The sequence below is a fragment of the Amycolatopsis alkalitolerans genome, assembly GCF_006152065.1.
Taxonomy (GTDB): Bacteria; Actinomycetota; Actinomycetes; order Mycobacteriales; family Pseudonocardiaceae; genus Amycolatopsis_E; species Amycolatopsis_E alkalitolerans.
On sequence record NZ_VDFW01000037.1, the window covers coordinates 1 to 15,757 of the forward strand.

The window sequence follows — 15,757 nt, forward strand, 5'->3', positions numbered from 1 at the left end:
CGACCATTTCGTATCCCACGACAACCGCTCCGCCTGCTCCGCCCAAAACCCCTCACGATCCAACTCGGCCCGCTGATACCACTCCGCGGTCGCGTTCGCCTGCCCGGCGAACTCTGCGGACGGGGGAAATGTCCGGTTCTCCGTGAGCAGGTTGGACAAGCCGGGGGACTGCTCTGTCATGGTGCACGGCCTCCTGAAGTTATCGATCTGTGGTACGCGGGAAGCACGTTAGCGACGTTGCTGTGCGGAGCGAAAGGGCGCGCTTCCGGGTCCACCGTGACATGGGCTTGTGGATGGGGTCCACCACTACCCTTCGGGTGAGTGCACGCCCATCCTTTCACGATCTCCGCCGCCGGGTGGACCTCTCCGAACGCCGCTCTCGAAAGGTCCATCGGCATGCCGCATATGCTCGCCGCGACGGGGTTGCAAGGAGGTTGCATGGCTGAGCGGGAAGAGCTCACCTGGGAGTTGTTCGGTTCGGCCAGCAGGGCGCTGGCACGCATGATCGCGGACGACGGGTTCGAGCCTGACCTGATCCTGTCCGTCGCGCGCGGCGGGCTGTTCGTCGCGGGCGCGCTCGGCTACGCGCTCGACGTGAAGAACCTGCACGTGATGAACGTCGAGTTCTACACGGGCGTGGACCAGCGGCTCGACCTGCCCGTGGTGCTGCCGCCGGTACCCAACGCGGTCGATCTGGCCGGGGCGAAGGTGCTGGTCGCCGACGATGTCGCCGACACCGGGGCGACGCTCAAGCTGGTGCGTGACTTCTGCGCCGAGCACGTGGCCGAGGTGCGCTGTGCGGTGATCTACGAGAAGCCGCGCTCGGAGGTGTCCTGCGAGTATGTCTGGCGGCGCACCGACAAGTGGATCAACTTCGCGTGGTCGGCGCTGCCGCCGGTCGTCGAGCACGCGGGGCGGGTGGTGGACGCATGAGTGACCCGCTCGCCCCGCTGCTCGAACTCGATGGCGTCGCGGCTGCCGTGAAGTCCGCGCAGGACGCGGTCTTCGCGGTGCACCGGCATCCCGCGAACCTCCGTGGCGGCTCGGCGACCGCCGCCGAAGCGTCCGTCCGCGCGGCACGAGCCTCGGCCGCGATCGACGGTGCGGACCCGGAAATCCCCGCCGATGCCGCGGTGAAGGATCCGCTGCTCGCCGGGGCGTTGCGCGTGGCGGAGTCGCTGGAGTCGCTGCTGCCGACCTGGCGCCGGGCCCCGGCACAGGCGCTGGCCCGGATGCATGTGCTCGCGGCCGCCGATCTGGTCTCGGACGCGGACACGCTCGGGCGCCCACGCGCCGGGACCGGGGAGCGACTGGAACTGCTGGCTCAGCTTGTCACCGGCGCGACGTCGGTGCCCGGCCCCCTGCAGGCGGCCGTCGTGCACGGGGAGTTGCTGGCGCTGGGGCCCTTCGGAACCGCCGACGGCGTGGTGGCGCGAGCGGCGGCCCGGCTGACGATGGTGGCGACCGGAACGGATCCGAAGTCGCTCACCGTGCCGGAGGTGGCGTGCCTGCGCCGCGTCGCGCGGTACCGGGAAGCGGCGCAGGCGTTCGCGACCGGGGAGCCGGACGGTGTGCGTGCCTGGCTCCTGTTCTGTTGCGATGCGATGGAAATGGGGGCTCGCGAGGCGCGCGGGATCGCGGAGGCCGCGAGCTGATCCTTCAGGCGGAGCAGGCGGCGCAAGCATTCACGGCGTTGCGCACGTGCCCACCGTTGGCCGCGAGCATGGCCGTCGCGGTCGCGGCGTCGACTCCGCACAGCAGGCGCATCAGCGCCACCTTGAGGTCGCCGTCCGCTTCGGCGAGCGCCTCGGCGCATTCCCGATCGCTCGCCCCCGTCGCCTCGTGCAGGATCCGCAGCGTCCGCCCGCGCAGCTTCGCGTTCGTGGCGCGCATGCTGACCATCAGGTTCGAATAGGTCCGCCCGAGCTGGACCATTGTGGCGGTCGAGAACGCCGTGAGGATCGTCTTCTGCGCCGTGCCCGCCTTCATCCGGGTGGAGCCGGCGACCACCTCCGGCCCGGTGTCGACCGCGATGAGCACGTCGACACCGGCAGGCCGCGTCGCACGCGGATTACCCGAGACGAGCGCCGTTCGCGCGCCGCCGCGGTGCGCCGCGAGCAGCCCGCCGAGCACGTACGGGGTGCGCCCGGAGGCGGTCAGGCCGAGCACGAAGTCGCCGGGCTCGACGGCCGCCGCCAGCTCCTCGGCACCGCCCTGCGCGTCGTCTTCCGCGTTTTCGACGGCCTTCTGCAGGGCGTCCGCACCGCCGGCGTGGTGCGCGACGAACCATCCCGAGGGAACGTTGTACGTGGGCACGAGTTCCGCGGCGTCGAGGACGGCGAGCCGGCCGGACGTGCCGGCGCCGACGTAATGCACCCGGTGGCCGTTCCGCAGCGCTTCCACCGCGTGGTCCACCGCGTTCGCGAGTTTGGGCAACACCTCGCCGACGGCTTCGGGCACGCGCCGGTCCTCGGAGTTGATCAGCGTGAGGACGCCGAGCGTCGGCAGCCGGTCTATGTCCATCGTCCGGGGGTTGCGCTGCTCGGTCGGAGAATCGACGTGCACTACCGGGCTCGGCACCCTCATCATGCTCCTCCTGTGTCGGTTCCGGCCCCCCGCCGTTTCGGTTCTGCTCATTTACCGGTTTCGCGAGGACGCCGTCGCCCGTCCGGCCGCACGCCGAGCCGATGCGTGCCGACCGCTTCCCTGGTGGCGTCCAGCGCGCGGGAAGCCTCGTCCATATGGCGCTGCGCCACACCGATGAACAGGCAGTCGATGACGGTCAGCTGTGCGATCCGGCTCGCCGTCGCGCCCGAGCGGAACGTCGTCTCGCGCGCGGCCGTGGTCAGCACGTAGTCGGCGACCTCGGTGATCGGGGACCGCGGGAAGTTCGTCAGCGCGACGGTGGTGGCGCCGTGCTCGCGGGCGACCCGCAGCGCCTCGACGGTGTCGGTGGTCGCGCCCGTGTGGGAGACGCCGATCGCCACATCGCCGGAGCCCAGCACCGCGGCCGAGGTCAGCATGATGTGCGTGTCGGACCACGCGAAGCAGACGCGGCCGATGCGGTGCAGCTTCTGCTGCAGGTCGGCGGCGACGAACGCGCTCGCGCCGACGCCGTAGACGTCGGTGCGGCCGGCGTCGGCGAGCAGGTCGATGACGCGCTCGAGCGTCGCGATGTCGAGTTGGTCCGCGGTCTCCTCGACGGCGCGGGCGTCGGCGAAGCTCACCTTGCCCACGACGGCCGCGAGGTCGTCGTCCAAGCCGATCTCCCCGCCGAGGTTGCGGGACGAGCGCGCCTCGGACCGGGCCGTGTCGGCGGCGAGCGCGATCCGTAACTGCGGGTAGCCGCCGACGCCGACAGCCTTGCAGAACCTGGTGACGGTCGTCTCGCTGGTGTTCGCCGCGAGGGCGACTTCGGTGATGCTCCTGCGGGCCACCGCCGACGGATCCTCGAGCACCACCTTGGCTACGCGCTGTTCAGCACGGGCCAAGCCGGGCAGCAGAGAGCGAATCCGCACCAGCGGACTCGCTTCGGACTCCCGGACCGGAGGAATCGTGTCGTTCGGTGCAGGTTCGGTTACGGAATCGGTATGTGATTCCGTGGGAAAGTTACTAACCGTCGGCATTTGGGACAAGGCTAACCACATCCTTCGGGACGATCGCAACTCGTCCGTCCCTGCACGTCCGAGCTGCGCTGACTCAGTTGCCCAGAAAGTCGCCAACCAGGTCAAAGTTGTTAACGTCTACTTGTTAACGACTTGGCAACGTGCTGTGGTTCCCGAAACAGCCAACGATCGTCGGTAGCCCTCGGCGTTCGATCGGTGCTAGGAATCCCAGCCGCATGGTATGTCGCATTCGGCTTGAAATTCGTATCCCAATAGCCGCCATTTCCCGCTGCCAGACAGTCGCGGAGAGTGACATCTGGGGCCGTTCAGCCTTCCACACGGTGCCGTTGGTGCTGGTTGCTCGCACACCATCCACCGAAACGGTCCGCTGGGTGGACAAGTGCCCGTCGCCGCGCGCGAAGCGAAGAATCACCTGACCAGCCGCCGGTAGTTGTGCCGCCATCCGTGCGCCAGTGCGGTCGCCCAGGTCTGCCGGGCGAGGTTGATCGAGCCCCGGTTCCTGGTCGGATGTACCCGATTGGTCAAGAGGATCGCGATCGACCGCGACGCCGGATCGATCACCAGGCTGGTTCCGGTGAACCCGGTATGACCGGCCGTCACGGGCGAGCACAGCGCGCCCATGTAGAACCTCCGATTCAGTTCGAACCCGAGGCCGTGGTCTTCGCCGGGAAAGGCCTGGTTGTGGTTCGCCAGTAGCTGCCGCACGGTCTCCGGCTCCAGGATGCGGGCGTCGTGATAGCGGCCGCTGTTGAGGATCGTCTGCGCGAGCACGGTTAGGTCACCGGCGGTCGAGAAGATGCCCGCGTGCCCGGACACACCGCCGAGCGCCCACGCGTTCTCGTCGTGCACCTGCCCGTGCACCAGGCCGCGAGGCGGGTCCGTCTGGTACTCCGTCGCGGCGATCCGGCCGAGCTTGCTCGCCGGCGGGCCGAATCCGGTGTCGCTCATGCCCAGGGGCCGCGCGATGTGCTCGTGCACGACCTCGTCCAGCGTCGAACCGGTGAGCCGCTCGATGAGGAACCCGAGCGTCATGAAGTTGAGGTCGGAGTACAGGTATGCCGAGCCGGGCCGGTGGACGAGCGGGCTGTCGAGCACTGCTTCGCGGCGGGCGGGAACCTGCCACAGCGGAGGCGAGGGGTTGGCGTCCAGGCCGGAGGTGTGCGTCAGCAGCTGCTTGACGGTCACGTCCCGCTTGCCGTGCGTGCCGAACCTCGGCAGGTACTTCGCGACCGGTGCGGTCAGCTCGGCCTGCCCGGTCTCGACCAGGCGCATGACCGCGATCGAGGTGAACAGCTTGGTGATCGAGGCCAGATCGAAGATCGTGTCCACCCGCGTCGGCACCTGCCGGTCCGCGGGCAGCTCGGCGGCGCCGGAGTACCGCAGCGCCTGCCCGGTCGCGTACCGGTCCACGATCACGCCGTCGTGCACGAGCACGCCGACGGCGCCGGAGAAATGCGGGCAGCCGGCGAGGAACCGCTCGGCCTCCCGGATCGGCGCCGCGTTGAGACCGGCGTCGGCGGGACTGCCGTCGCGCAGCACGGTGTGCACGTCACCAGTAGAGCAAGTACGGCCTGCGGCGGTCGACGAACGCGTCGAGTTCCGCCTGCCACGATCCGGCGATTTCGTCGACGTCCGCGCCCGCGTCGACCATCTTGCGCAGCCGGTCCGATCCGGACAGCTTGTCGATCGCCAGATCGGGGCGCCAGCCGAACTGGTCCGGATGCAGGCGTTTGGCCGTCACCAGCATCGCGACGGCCGTGCGGATGGCGTCGAACCGGCGCGGCTCGGTGACCGTGAGTTCCACGCCACCACAGGTCTGGTTGGCGAACTTGGCGAACGTGGGCACGAAATAGGTTTCGCGGAACTCGGCGCCCGGAAGTCCGAGCGCGGACAGCGCGTCCCGCCAGCGCCAGTCCACGCCGGGCGCGCCGATGATCTCGAACGGCCGCGTGGTGCCCCGGCCCTCGCTGAACACGGTGCCTTCGAACAGGCACAGCCCGGGGTAGACCAGCGCGGTGTCCGGGGTCGGCATGTTCGGGCTCGGCGGCGTCCACGTCAACCCGGTCCCCGCGAAGAACTCGTCGCGCCGCCAGCCGCGCACCTGAACCACGTCGAGCTTCGCGGACGGGACGAACTCACCGGCGAAGAACCGGGCGAGTTCACCGACGGTCATCCCGTGCTGCTGGACGATCGGTTTCAGCCCGACACCCGAGGCGTACGCGGGGTCGAGCATCGGTCCGGCTGCCTTGCCGCCGACCGGATTCGGCCGGTCGAGCACCACGAACGACGCGCCGACACGGGCCGCGGCCACCATGGCCGTGTACATCGACCAGATGTAGGTGTAGAAGCGCGCGCCGACGTCGGCGATGTCGAAGACGACGGTATCCACTCCGGCCTTGGTGAACATCCCCGCGAGACCGTCGGACGTCGCCCCGTAGGCGTCGTACACGGGGATGCCGGTGCGGGGATCGGTGTAGTCGCCTTGGGCACCACCGGCTTGTGCGCTGCCACGAAATCCGTGCTCGGGCCCGAACGCCGCGACGGGCTTCAGCCCGGCGGCCACCATCGAGTCGACGATGTGGTCGAGGTTCGCGAGCACGCCGGTCGGGTTCGACAGCACGCCCACCTTGCGCCCGGCGAGCGTGCGCCAGCCCTGCGCGGCGAGCTGGTCGGCACCCGTGACGACGGCACTTTCCGGTGCGGCCTGTGCGATCCCGGAACTCGTGGCGAGCAGTGGGGTGGCGAGCGCACCGGCTGCCAGGAAGCCGCGGCGGTTGACGCTCACCACGTCAGTCCCGTGCCGAAGGGGTACCTGACCACATCGCCCGCCGGGATCGACACCGGCAGCTTGCCCTGCGGGGATATCTTGCCCAGCAACACTTTCGCGAGCGAACTCATCGTCACGTCCCGCCAGTCGTAGGTCGCGACCCAGGTCGGCACGTCGGCGTAGCCCGGGTCGTACGGCTCCTGCACGGCGACCGCGACGACGGGTTTGCCCGTCGCGAGGAGCCCGTCCACCAGATCCCGTTGCGCGGTGGACGTGCGCAGGCCGTTCGTCAGCACCACGACCGTGCCCGCCTGTTCGGCGGCGTCCACCACGGTGCTGATCTGTGCCGCGGACGGGTTCGCACCGGTCGAGATCGCCGTACCGCCGAGCCGGTCCGCCAGCGTCACGACGGGTTCCGCCGGATAACCGGGGTAGCCCGGGTTGTCCCAGCCGGTCACCAGGATCCGGCCGGGATCCTTCAGCGGCAGAAGCCCCGCGTCGTTGCGCAGGACGGTCGTCGTGCGGTCGGTCAGCTGCTGGATCCGCTCCTGGTGCGCGGGCGTGCCGACGGTGCGCGGGACCGCCCGCGGATCGACCAGTGGCTTGGCGACGATCCCTCGCTTGGACTTCAGCTCGAGGATGCGCAGGACGCTCCGGTCTATGCGCTCTTCGGTGAGCCGCCCGCTCTTCACCGCGTCGAGCACGCCTTTGATCGCCGCCGCCGGGTCCGGCGGCATGAGCATCTGGTCGACGCCCGCTTCCAGGGCGAGCACCGGGATTTCCGAATCCGGATGCAGCTGCCGCACGCCCGCCATACCGAGGGAGTCGGTGACGACGACACCCTGGTAGCCGAGCTCGTCGCGCAGGATCCCGGTGATGATCGGCTTCGACAGCGTGGCGGGCTCGCCCGAGGCGTCGAGGCTGGGCACCGTGATGTGCGCGGTCATGACGACGTCGGTCCCGGCCTTGATCGCTGCCTCGAACGGCGGCAGATCGATTTCGCGCCACTGCTGTTCGGTCCGGCTGATCACCGGCAGCCCGGTATGGCTGTCGGTCGCCGCGTCACCGTGTCCCGGAAAGTGTTTGGCCGCCGCGGAAACCGTCTCCGTCGGCGGCCCCGAGTTCTGGTAGCCGGTCACTTCCGCGGAGACCATCTCGCCGGCCAGCGCCGGATCGCCGGAGAAGGAGCGCGAGCCGATGACCGGGTTGAGCGGGTTGGAGTTGACGTCGGCGTCCGGTGCGAAGTCCTGGTTGATGCCCATCGCCCGCAGCTCATGGGAGTTGATCGAGGCGAGCCGGCTGGCGTCGCCGGCACTGCGCCCGGCGCCGACGGCCATGCTCGACGGGTACTCGGTGGCGGGAGCGGCGATCCGGGTGACGCGCCCGCCTTCCTGGTCGGTCGCGACGATCAGCGGCAGATGTGCCCCCGAGGACAGGGCGGCTCGCTGCAGCCCGTTCGACAGGTTCGCGACCTGTGCCGGATCGTCGACGTTGTCGGTGCCGGAGTTGTTGAAGTAGATGACTCCGCCCGGGTGATACCGCTCGACGACCTCCGCCGCGGTGTCCACCCCGTACTTCGCCTGGTTGCCGCAGTCGGGCTCGTTCGCGGACTCGCCCCAGACGTCCATGACGAACAGCTGGCCGACCTTCTCCGCCAGGCTCATACCGCGCAGGACGTGATGCGCCCAGTCGGCGGCCGATGCCGCGTTCGCGCCGGTCACCACGAGAAGCCCGGCGATCGGCAGGGCGAGGGCATTGTTCCTCCAGCTCACGAGCGTCTCCCTCCAGTGCCGGCCGTCGTGGGAATTCCCACCGGAACTGGCCGGTAGCGGGAAAGCTACTCACCTTCCCGAAGGGGGGGCAACGTACTCGCGCCCGAACATGCGCGGGGCGCCACCGGCTACTGCCGACGGCGCCCCGCCCGCGCGGATCACCCGGGTGACCAAGCGTGCAACTCGTGTCGTACCTACCTGGACTCGGCGTCCGGCGTCCCGGTACGCAGTCCCTTGACGACAAGCCTCCCGCGGCGCGCTGCGCGTGGGTGCCCGAGGTCCGCGCACGGAGATCTCTCGGGGTGGATCAGGGCTTATCTTCGCCCCGTTCCCTGGCCGACAAGATGTCCGCACTCACTTTTGTACCCAGTGACCGCCGTCACTTCAAGGGTTCTATCGGGTGCACCGGTACAGAGACTCGATCCGGTGTCGAGGCCACTCAAAGCGACTACGCTGTATCACCTCCGCGCTTGCGCCGGGCCAGCCCGTACCAGGTCACCCCGGCCGCGGCCATCGCCCCGATACCGACGCCGACGGCGACAGCGGTGGGCGAGGGAGCCGGGATGCGGCTTCGCAGCGAGACCGGGTTGTCGAAGGTCAGCACCGGCCACCCGCGCTCGGCGGCGATCCGGCGCAGTATGCGGTCCGGGTTGACCGTGAAGGGGTTACCGACGACTTCCAGCAACGGCACGTCGGTGCTCGAGTCGGTGTAGGCGAAGCTCTCGGTGAGTTCATAACCGTGCTCGGCGGCCAGTTGCTTGGCCGCCGAGGCTTTTTGCTCGCCGTAACAATAGAAATCGACCTGCCCGGAATACCGGCCGTCCACTATCTCCATCCGTGTCGCGACGCTACGGGTTGCCCCGAGCATCTCCGCGATCGGCGTGACGACCTCTTCGCCGGCCGCGGACAGCACGATCACGTCGTGCCCCTGCGCCTTGTGCGACGCGATCAGCTCGGCCGCCTCCGCGTAGACGAGCGGGTCGACGATGTCGTGCAGTGTCTCGTTGACGATCGCGCGAACCTGGGCGACGTCCCAGCCCGTGCACAGCGCGGAGATCTCGGCACGCATCCGCTCGGTGCGGTCCTCGTCGGCGCCGGACAGTGAAAAGACGAGTTGCGCGTACGCGCTCTTGAGCGCCGCCCGCCTGCTGATCAGGCCCTGGCGCAGCAGCGGCTTGCTGAAGGCGAGGGCGCTGGACGACGCGATGATCGTCTTGTCGAGATCGAAGAAGGCCGCCGCACGCGGGGCGCTCGCCGGTGAGCTGATCGGTTCTGCCACGGCTCCAGGATAGAAGCTTCCGGCGCACCGGTTCGCCAGGCGACCGCGCACGCCGCGCCGCGCGGGAAAATTCGTTACGAGGACAAGAAAACGATTGCTGGTGGCGTTACCGAATTGTGGGTGGCCGAAGCCGGGTTTGACGGCCGGGGGCGGGGTTAGAGTGTTTCGGTACCGGTGTGTTCACCGGCCAGGTTCAGCCCGACCCCCCGGGGCTGAACCGCTGGCGACCCCCGTCCCTCCCCCCTGGCGGGGGTCGCCTCTTTCCCGCGGTTTCGGAGTTGTCCACAACACCCGGGTTATCCACAGCCGACTCGATTCCATCTTGTTCTTCCCCCAGCCCCCAGGCGACGGTGGAGTCAGCCCGAATTCCTCGCGCCAACCGTATCTGGGGGTTGAGATGACCGACGATCGCCTGCTCGTGATCGTGTCCGACGAGACGCTGCTCGACGAGATCCTCCGCCTTGCCGCGGCCGTCGGCTGCGAGGTCGAACGCGCGCCGGACCTCGTATCGGCCGGCCGTGCCTGGGTCCGCGCGCCGCTCGTGCTGATCGGCGAAGACGTGATCGACGGCGAAGCCGACCTGCCGCGGCGGCGGCCTGGGGTCCTGCTGATCACGAAAGGCACCCCCGCCCCGGAGACCTGGCGGCGCGCGTTCGCCGCCGGGGTCGACCAGGTGCTGTCCCTTCCGGACGCGGAATCGGCGATAGTCGGTGCGCTCGCCGAAGCCGCCGAAGGTCCGGCGGTGCCCGGCGGGTGCGTCGTCGGGGTGCTCGGTGGCCGTGGTGGCGCCGGTGCGTCGGTGTTCGCGGCTGGGCTCGGCCTTGCCGCAGGTGAGGACGGCGCCCTCCTCGTCGACTGTGATCCGCTCGGTGGCGGGCTGGATCTGTTGCTGGGCGCGGAATCGGTCACGGGAGTGCGGTGGCCCGGGCTCCGGGTGGACGGCGGTCGTATCTCGATGAAGGCGCTCCGCGGCGCCCTACCCGAACATGCCCACCGGCACGGCCGGTTCCCGTTCGTCTCGTGCGATCGCGAAGGCGGCGGGCCCACGTCCGCGGCGCTGGTGTCCGTTGTGGACGCCGGCCGCCGGGCCGGCAAGGTCGTCGTCTGCGATCTGCCCAGGCACCTCTGCGACGGTATCGAACCCGTTGTGGCAAGGGCTGATCTGCTCGTGCTGGTGGTGCCGGCCGAAGTTCGGGCCTGCGTCTCGGCTAGGCGGTTGGTCGAGACGCTCGGCGACCGGGCGGACAGGGTGAAACTCGTCGTCCGCGGCCCCGCGCCCGGCGGCCTCGCCCCGCAGGACGCGGCGGAGACGGTGCAGGTTCCGCTGCTGACGTCCATGGCGCCGGAAAAGCACCTCGTGAAGTCGATGGAAAACGGCGAGTTCACCCCGCGCGTCCGTGGCCCGTTGCTCAGCGCGGCCCGCATCGTGCTCGCCGACCTCCGCGAAGGCACGCTCCCCGCTGAGGTGGCAGCCTGATGTCGTCATCGAGCAGCCGCGGTCATGTTGTGCCGGTGGGGGTTGCGCAGCAGGGCGCAGAGGTTGATGCGTCGCCTGGCCAGTGCGATCACGGTTTGGTGGTGGCGTCTGCGTCGGTAGAAGGGTTTGCTGGCAGGTCCGCTCTTGATCGCGCGGCCATGCTCGGCACTGAACTCGCGAATGCTGTCCGGCTCGTTGTCAATCCGCCTGGACGGGGAGCCAAGCCTCCTGAGCCTGCACACTCCGATCATTCCGGACGACCAGGGGCACGGCCGTCGCGTCCGAGGTGTCGCGTGCAGGACGTTGATGCGCCGATGGGCGAGCGCGATCTGGGCCTGTTGATGTCGCTTTCCTTCGGACCGCTTGCGCTGGAATTCCGCGGTGAGGGTGGCCCCCATCCCAGGCAAGTTGCGGACAAGGGCCACCGCCTCTCCGGGCACCGCGCTCTTCTGCCGGCCAGCGGCATCCAAGGCCGCGCAGGCAAGGTTTCTCGCACGATGCATGGCCCATGCCGACTCGGGAAAGATGCTGGTCAGCATGTCGCGGGGTTCCCGGCGACGGGCCACCAGCAGGTTCAACTCGATGCCAAGGTCGTCGCTTCCGTTGACCTGACGCCAATCATCGCGCAGGCGCAGCTGGTCCGCGATGACTCGCGCATCGCGAGGCTCGGACTAGTTCTCGCCTCCACGGGTCCCGTAATGGGCGCGGTTCACCATGGCGGTAATCAATCCCGCAACACCGCCAAGCATCTCGAGGGGCGCGCTTCCTCCGCTACTTCGTCGGAACTGGTCGGTGTGCGGCAGCCCTGGCTCCGCCGTCAACGCCCTACGCAGCGATGGTCCGCAGCGCCTAATCAGCAGTCAGCACGAGGGTGGCAGCACAGGCGGCAACAACAGCCTTGGCCATCCGACGGCAGCCCACTGAAAGCCATCCCGGTCCCATCCGCACAACTCGATCTTTGCGGACGACCGAGCGCACCCAGCACGTGCCTCCGCCTCGCCGATCCGGCGCTTGACGGAAACGGCGGCGGGATCGCCGTGGCACCGGCACGAAACAGGGACTTTTCCGGACGCGCGGCCAGAAAAGGCAGGCCGTGATGACCCCCGAACTCCTGGAACGCGTTCGCCTTCGCTTGGCCGGCAACGGTTCCGGCACCGATCCGGCCACGGTCGCCGAAGCCGTGCGTGCCGAGGCGGGCGGCCCGGTCGGGTCCGCCGAAGTACTCGACGCGCTGCGCAAGGTGCGCCACGAGTTCACCGGCGTCGGTCCGCTCGAAGGGCTCCTCGCCGAACCGGGCACGACCGATGTCCTCGTCACGGGCGCGAGCGAGGTCTGGGCCGACGGGCCGGAAGGCTTGCGGCGCACCGATATCCGCTTCCCCGATGACGAAGCGGTCCGCCGGCTCGCCCAGCGGCTTGCGCTCGCAGCGGGCCGCAGGCTCGACGACGCGCAGCCCTATGTGGACGGTTGGCTTCCTGGCGCGGGCCCGCACGGACGAGTGCGGTTGCACGCGGTCCTTCCCCCGATCGCGGCGGACGGCACGTGCATCGCCTTGCGGGTGCTGCGTCCGGCCGTGCACGGTCTCGAGGCGCTGCGCGCGCTCGGGACGTTCGACGACGAGGGAGCCCGGCTGGTCCGGGCGGTGGTCGCCGCGCGGCTGGCGTTCCTCGTCACCGGCGGCACGGGAGCCGGCAAGAGCACCCTGCTCGCGGCGATGCTCGGCGCGGTCGAGCCGGCCGAGCGCATCGTCTGCGTCGAAGACGCCGGCGAACTCCAACCGGCGCATCCCCAGTTCGTGCGTCTCATCGCCCGCCCGCCGAATGTCGAGGGCGCCGGTGAAGTCACGTTGCGGGATCTGGTCCGACAGGCGCTTCGCATGCGCCCGGACCGCCTCGTGGTCGGTGAAGTGCGGGGGCGGGAGGTCTGCGAGTTGCTCAACGCGCTGAACACCGGCCATGACGGCGGCGCCTGCACCCTGCACGCGAATTCGTCGGCCGAGGTCCCGGCTCGCCTGGAAGCCCTGGCCGCGCTCGGCGGTCTCTCCCGTGCCGCGCTGCACAGCCAGCTTGCCGCGGCGCTCCAGATCGTGCTGCACATGCGCCGCGCCGAAGGCGGTACCCGTCGCCTGGCCGACCTGGCCGTCCTGACCCGGGCCGAGAGCGGAGACATCCGCGTGGTCCCGGTTTGGCGCGACGGAGCGTGGACCAGACGCAGGCCGCTGCTCACCGCGCTCTTGGCCGCCCGAGGGGTGACGCTGCCGTGATCGCCGCCCTCGTTTGCTCGGCCGCCGCGTTCTTCGCCTGGCCTGCTGCCAGGACGGCGACGGCCCGCCTCGCGTCGCTCGTACCGCACGAACGGCACGAACGGTGGCGGCCGGACGTCCGCTGGCTCCTGGCGGCCTGCGCGGTCCCGGTGGTCGCCCTGCTGGGGCCCGCCGGAGCGGCAGCCGCGGCCCTGCTGGCCTTCGCCGCGTGGCGTCAGCGCCTGTCGCGGAAACGAACCAGAACCGAACTGGCCGCGGCGAAGGCGATGGCAGAAGCCCTGCGCACGACGGTCGCCGAGCTACGCAGCGGAGCGCCGCCTGCGGCATCGGCAGAGGCGGCGGCCGCGGATGCGCCACCGGCCGTGGCCGCGGTACTGAACGCACTGGCCACCTCGGCCCGATTCGGCGCCGACCTGCCGCCCGCCTCCGGACGGCAAGGCCAAGTGGCCAAGGCCTGGTCCCTGAGCCGGCGCCACGGGCTCCCGCTCGCCGATCTGCTCGATGCGGTCAGGCGCGATGTCGTGGCGGGTGCGCGTTTCATGGCGCGCGCCGACGCGAGCATGGCGGGGCCCCGGGCCAGCGCGTCAGTGCTGGCCGTCCTGCCAGGTGTCGGTCTCCTGCTCGGCGAAGCCATCGGCGCCAGGCCGCTCCACGTCCTGACCGGTACCTCGGCAGGTCACCTGCTGCTAGTGCTCGGCGCAGCGCTGATCCTTGCGGGAGTCGTGTGGAGTTCCCATCTCACGAAGTTGGGAGCGGTCCGGTGACCGCGATGAGCGCAGCCCTCGCCGGCTTGGCGTTGCTGCTTGTACCTGGGCCTGCCGCTGGCCTCCGGCTGCGCCACCTGTTCGTGGCCGCCAGAGCGCCGTCGAGCAGTCGGCTTCGTGCGAAACCGAAACCCGGCGACCTCGGCCTCGCCGCCACCTGGGACCTGCTCGCCGCCTGCCTTCGTGCCGGGCTTCCGGTGGCTACTGCGATTTCGGTGGTCATCGAAGGAGAGACAAGGCCGGAGGCCGAAGCGCTCAGGGCGACGGCGCGCCTGCTGGCACTGGGCGCGAGCCCGGCGGAAGCTTGGGCGCCCGCCCGCGCCGGCCCCGCCACCGCCGAACTCGCCAGGGCCGCCCAGCGCACCGCCCGGTCAGGCAGCGCGCTCGCGACCGTTGCCGAGGAACTGGCCGCGCAACTGCGAACTTCGATGGCAGACAAGGCCGAGGCCAGGGCGCAACGGGCCGGGGTGCTCATCGCCGGACCGCTGGCCCTCTGCTTCCTGCCGGCCTTCCTCTGCCTGGGAGTTGTGCCCGTCGTGATCGGGCTCGCCAGCAGGCTCAGCATCTTCTGAATGTCCACAAAGGATACCCCCGAAAGGAGAACTCATGTTCTGGCAGGCACCAGGTCGTCACGCCCGGTACGAGATCCGGTGGTGGCATCGCCGGCGAAGGCCGCTGCTCATCGGTGACGACGGAATGAGTACGGCCGAGTACGCCCTCGGGACGGTCGCCGCGTGCGCGCTCGCCGCCGTGCTCTACAGCATCGTCACCGGCGACTCGGTCACCTCGGCCCTGACCTCGCTCATCGAGAACGCGCTGTCGGTGAACGCCTGATGTCTCCGCCGGCGAGGGCCGAGCCGGACCGTGGCGCCGTCACCGTCGAGGCAGCCATCGCGCTGGGCGCGCTGACCCTCGTGTTCGGCCTGGTCCTCGCCGGTGTCGTCGCGGTCGCCGGGCAGATCCGGTGTACCGACGCGGCCAGGGAGGCCGCCCGGCTGGTCGCTCGCGGCGACCGGCCACTGGCCGCCCGGGCGGTCGCCGAAATCATGTCCGGCGCGCGCCTGCGGGTCGAGGTGACCGGTGACGCGGTCACCGTGGACGTGACAGCAGAACCGCTCGGGGGTCTGCTGCCGGGTCTGCACCTGCACGGACATGCCTACGCCCTGCTCGAACCCGGAGTTCCCGATGCTCCGGGGTGACCGGGGCACGGCCACCGTCTGGGCGGCCGGCGCGATCGCCTCGCTCATGGTCGTCGTGGGCCTGCTTCTCTCACTGGGGTCCGTCATCGAGACCCGGCACAGAGCGACGAGCGCAGCGGACCTCGCGGCCCTGGCTGCGGCCGGACGGGCCGGAGCGGGACCGGTTGCGGCGTGTGAGCGGGCCCGGTCGGTGGCCGTGCGGATGGCGGTCCGGCTGGTCGGCTGCCGCTTCGAGCGGTGGGACGCGCTCGTCGAGGTCGAGGCCGACGTGCCAGGCCTCCCCGGGGTCTGCTCGGCACATGCGAGAGCCGGGCCGGTGGCGCGACGAGCGGCGGCGGCCGAGTCGCACGGGCCGACCTGGATCGAGGACGGACGGTCGCCCTCACGCGCCGAGCGGTCGGCGCCGGCGGTGCGATAGTCGAGGGTTTGATCAGCTGAACCCGTTGCGCTGAAAGGAAAAACCGTGTGAATGGTCACGATTGGGCGACATGTGCCGGAGCGATCGCCTTGCGTGCGGTGATCGACAAACGGTGTTCAGCTCGGGCGGTGCGCCGACGTTCGCTCGTCGTTCCGTAACGGCCGGTTGTCGACCGCCCACTACCGGCACTCT

The 15,757-nt window shown here is 70.0% G+C and carries 17 protein-coding genes; 9 read left to right on the forward strand and 8 right to left on the reverse strand.

All coding sequences use genetic code 11. The features are described from left to right. A partial coding sequence (locus FG385_RS35105) for an acetyl-coenzyme A synthetase N-terminal domain-containing protein (protein WP_139100007.1) occupies positions 1–180 on the reverse strand: 180 nt, incomplete at its 3' end. Between the two features lie 258 nt (positions 181–438). Between FG385_RS35105 and FG385_RS29105 the strand changes: the two genes are divergently transcribed. Continuing rightward, the gene (locus FG385_RS29105) at positions 439–933 is read left to right on the forward strand and encodes a phosphoribosyltransferase (protein ID WP_139100008.1); all 495 of its coding nucleotides are present in this window, start codon (positions 439–441) and stop codon (positions 931–933) included. Continuing rightward, on the forward strand, positions 930–1,655 hold the full coding sequence (locus FG385_RS29110; RefSeq protein ID WP_139100009.1) for a Fic family protein: 726 nt from the start codon (positions 930–932) through the stop codon (positions 1,653–1,655). The genes FG385_RS29105 and FG385_RS29110 overlap by 4 nt, the downstream gene beginning before the upstream one ends. A 4-nt stretch (positions 1,656–1,659) precedes the next feature. On the opposite strand, the gene FG385_RS29115 is transcribed toward FG385_RS29110, so the two are convergent. From FG385_RS29115 to FG385_RS29140, 6 genes are all read right to left on the reverse strand, one after another. Beyond that, positions 1,660–2,589: an N-acetylmuramic acid 6-phosphate etherase gene (locus FG385_RS29115; RefSeq protein WP_139100010.1), complete on the reverse strand. Its 930-nt coding sequence runs from the start codon at positions 2,587–2,589 to the stop codon at positions 1,660–1,662. A gap of 44 nt (positions 2,590–2,633) precedes the next feature. Further along, positions 2,634–3,626: a MurR/RpiR family transcriptional regulator gene (locus FG385_RS29120; protein ID WP_235022861.1), complete on the reverse strand. Its 993-nt coding sequence runs from the start codon at positions 3,624–3,626 to the stop codon at positions 2,634–2,636. A 408-nt stretch (positions 3,627–4,034) separates the two neighbouring features. Continuing rightward, on the reverse strand, positions 4,035–5,174 hold the full coding sequence (locus FG385_RS29125; RefSeq protein WP_139100012.1) for a serine hydrolase domain-containing protein: 1,140 nt from the start codon (positions 5,172–5,174) through the stop codon (positions 4,035–4,037). Position 5,175: 1 nt separating this feature from the next. Continuing rightward, a complete protein-coding gene (locus FG385_RS29130; RefSeq protein WP_139100013.1) occupies positions 5,176–6,411 on the reverse strand; it encodes an exo-beta-N-acetylmuramidase NamZ family protein in 1,236 nt (411 codons plus the stop codon). After that, positions 6,408–8,165 carry a glycoside hydrolase family 3 protein gene (locus FG385_RS29135; RefSeq protein WP_407645566.1) on the reverse strand — a complete coding sequence of 586 codons (1,758 nt, stop codon included), beginning with the start codon at positions 8,163–8,165 and terminating at the stop codon, positions 6,408–6,410. The genes FG385_RS29130 and FG385_RS29135 overlap by 4 nt, the downstream gene beginning before the upstream one ends. Before the next feature lie 448 nt (positions 8,166–8,613). After that, positions 8,614–9,444 (reverse strand): HAD family hydrolase, encoded by an 831-nt coding sequence (locus FG385_RS29140; protein WP_407645567.1) that lies wholly within the window; start codon positions 9,442–9,444, stop codon positions 8,614–8,616. Positions 9,445–9,841: 397 nt separating this feature from the next. On the opposite strand from FG385_RS29140, the gene ssd reads away from it, so the two are divergent. Further along, positions 9,842–10,921, forward strand: a complete 1,080-nt coding sequence (gene ssd, locus FG385_RS29145; RefSeq protein WP_139100014.1) for a septum site-determining protein Ssd — start codon at positions 9,842–9,844, stop codon at positions 10,919–10,921. Between the two features lie 5 nt (positions 10,922–10,926). Here ssd and FG385_RS29150 read toward each other — a convergent pair whose 3' ends face one another. Beyond that, positions 10,927–11,499: a hypothetical protein gene (locus tag FG385_RS29150; RefSeq protein ID WP_139100015.1), complete on the reverse strand. Its 573-nt coding sequence runs from the start codon at positions 11,497–11,499 to the stop codon at positions 10,927–10,929. Positions 11,500–12,017: 518 nt separating this feature from the next. On the opposite strand from FG385_RS29150, the gene FG385_RS29155 reads away from it, so the two are divergent. Genes FG385_RS29155 through FG385_RS29180 form a run of 6 tightly spaced genes read left to right on the forward strand, consistent with a single transcriptional unit; the run spans position 12,018 to position 15,565 of the window. Then, positions 12,018–13,184 carry a TadA family conjugal transfer-associated ATPase gene (locus FG385_RS29155; protein ID WP_139100016.1) on the forward strand — a complete coding sequence of 389 codons (1,167 nt, stop codon included), beginning with the start codon at positions 12,018–12,020 and terminating at the stop codon, positions 13,182–13,184. After that, a complete protein-coding gene (locus tag FG385_RS29160; protein ID WP_235022862.1) occupies positions 13,181–13,948 on the forward strand; it encodes a type II secretion system F family protein in 768 nt (255 codons plus the stop codon). Before FG385_RS29155 ends, FG385_RS29160 begins: the two co-directional genes overlap by 4 nt. A gap of 5 nt (positions 13,949–13,953) precedes the next feature. Then, entirely contained in the window at positions 13,954–14,520 is a 567-nt protein-coding gene (locus FG385_RS29165; RefSeq protein WP_139100017.1) for a type II secretion system F family protein, read from the forward strand. A 34-nt stretch (positions 14,521–14,554) separates the two neighbouring features. Then, on the forward strand, positions 14,555–14,782 hold the full coding sequence (locus FG385_RS29170; RefSeq protein WP_139100018.1) for a DUF4244 domain-containing protein: 228 nt from the start codon (positions 14,555–14,557) through the stop codon (positions 14,780–14,782). Next, positions 14,782–15,147, forward strand: a complete 366-nt coding sequence (locus FG385_RS29175) for a TadE family type IV pilus minor pilin (RefSeq protein WP_139100019.1) — start codon at positions 14,782–14,784, stop codon at positions 15,145–15,147. Before FG385_RS29170 ends, FG385_RS29175 begins: the two co-directional genes overlap by 1 nt. Beyond that, entirely contained in the window at positions 15,134–15,565 is a 432-nt protein-coding gene (locus tag FG385_RS29180) for an Rv3654c family TadE-like protein (RefSeq protein WP_139100020.1), read from the forward strand. Before FG385_RS29175 ends, FG385_RS29180 begins: the two co-directional genes overlap by 14 nt. Positions 15,566–15,757: the final 192 nt, after the last annotated feature.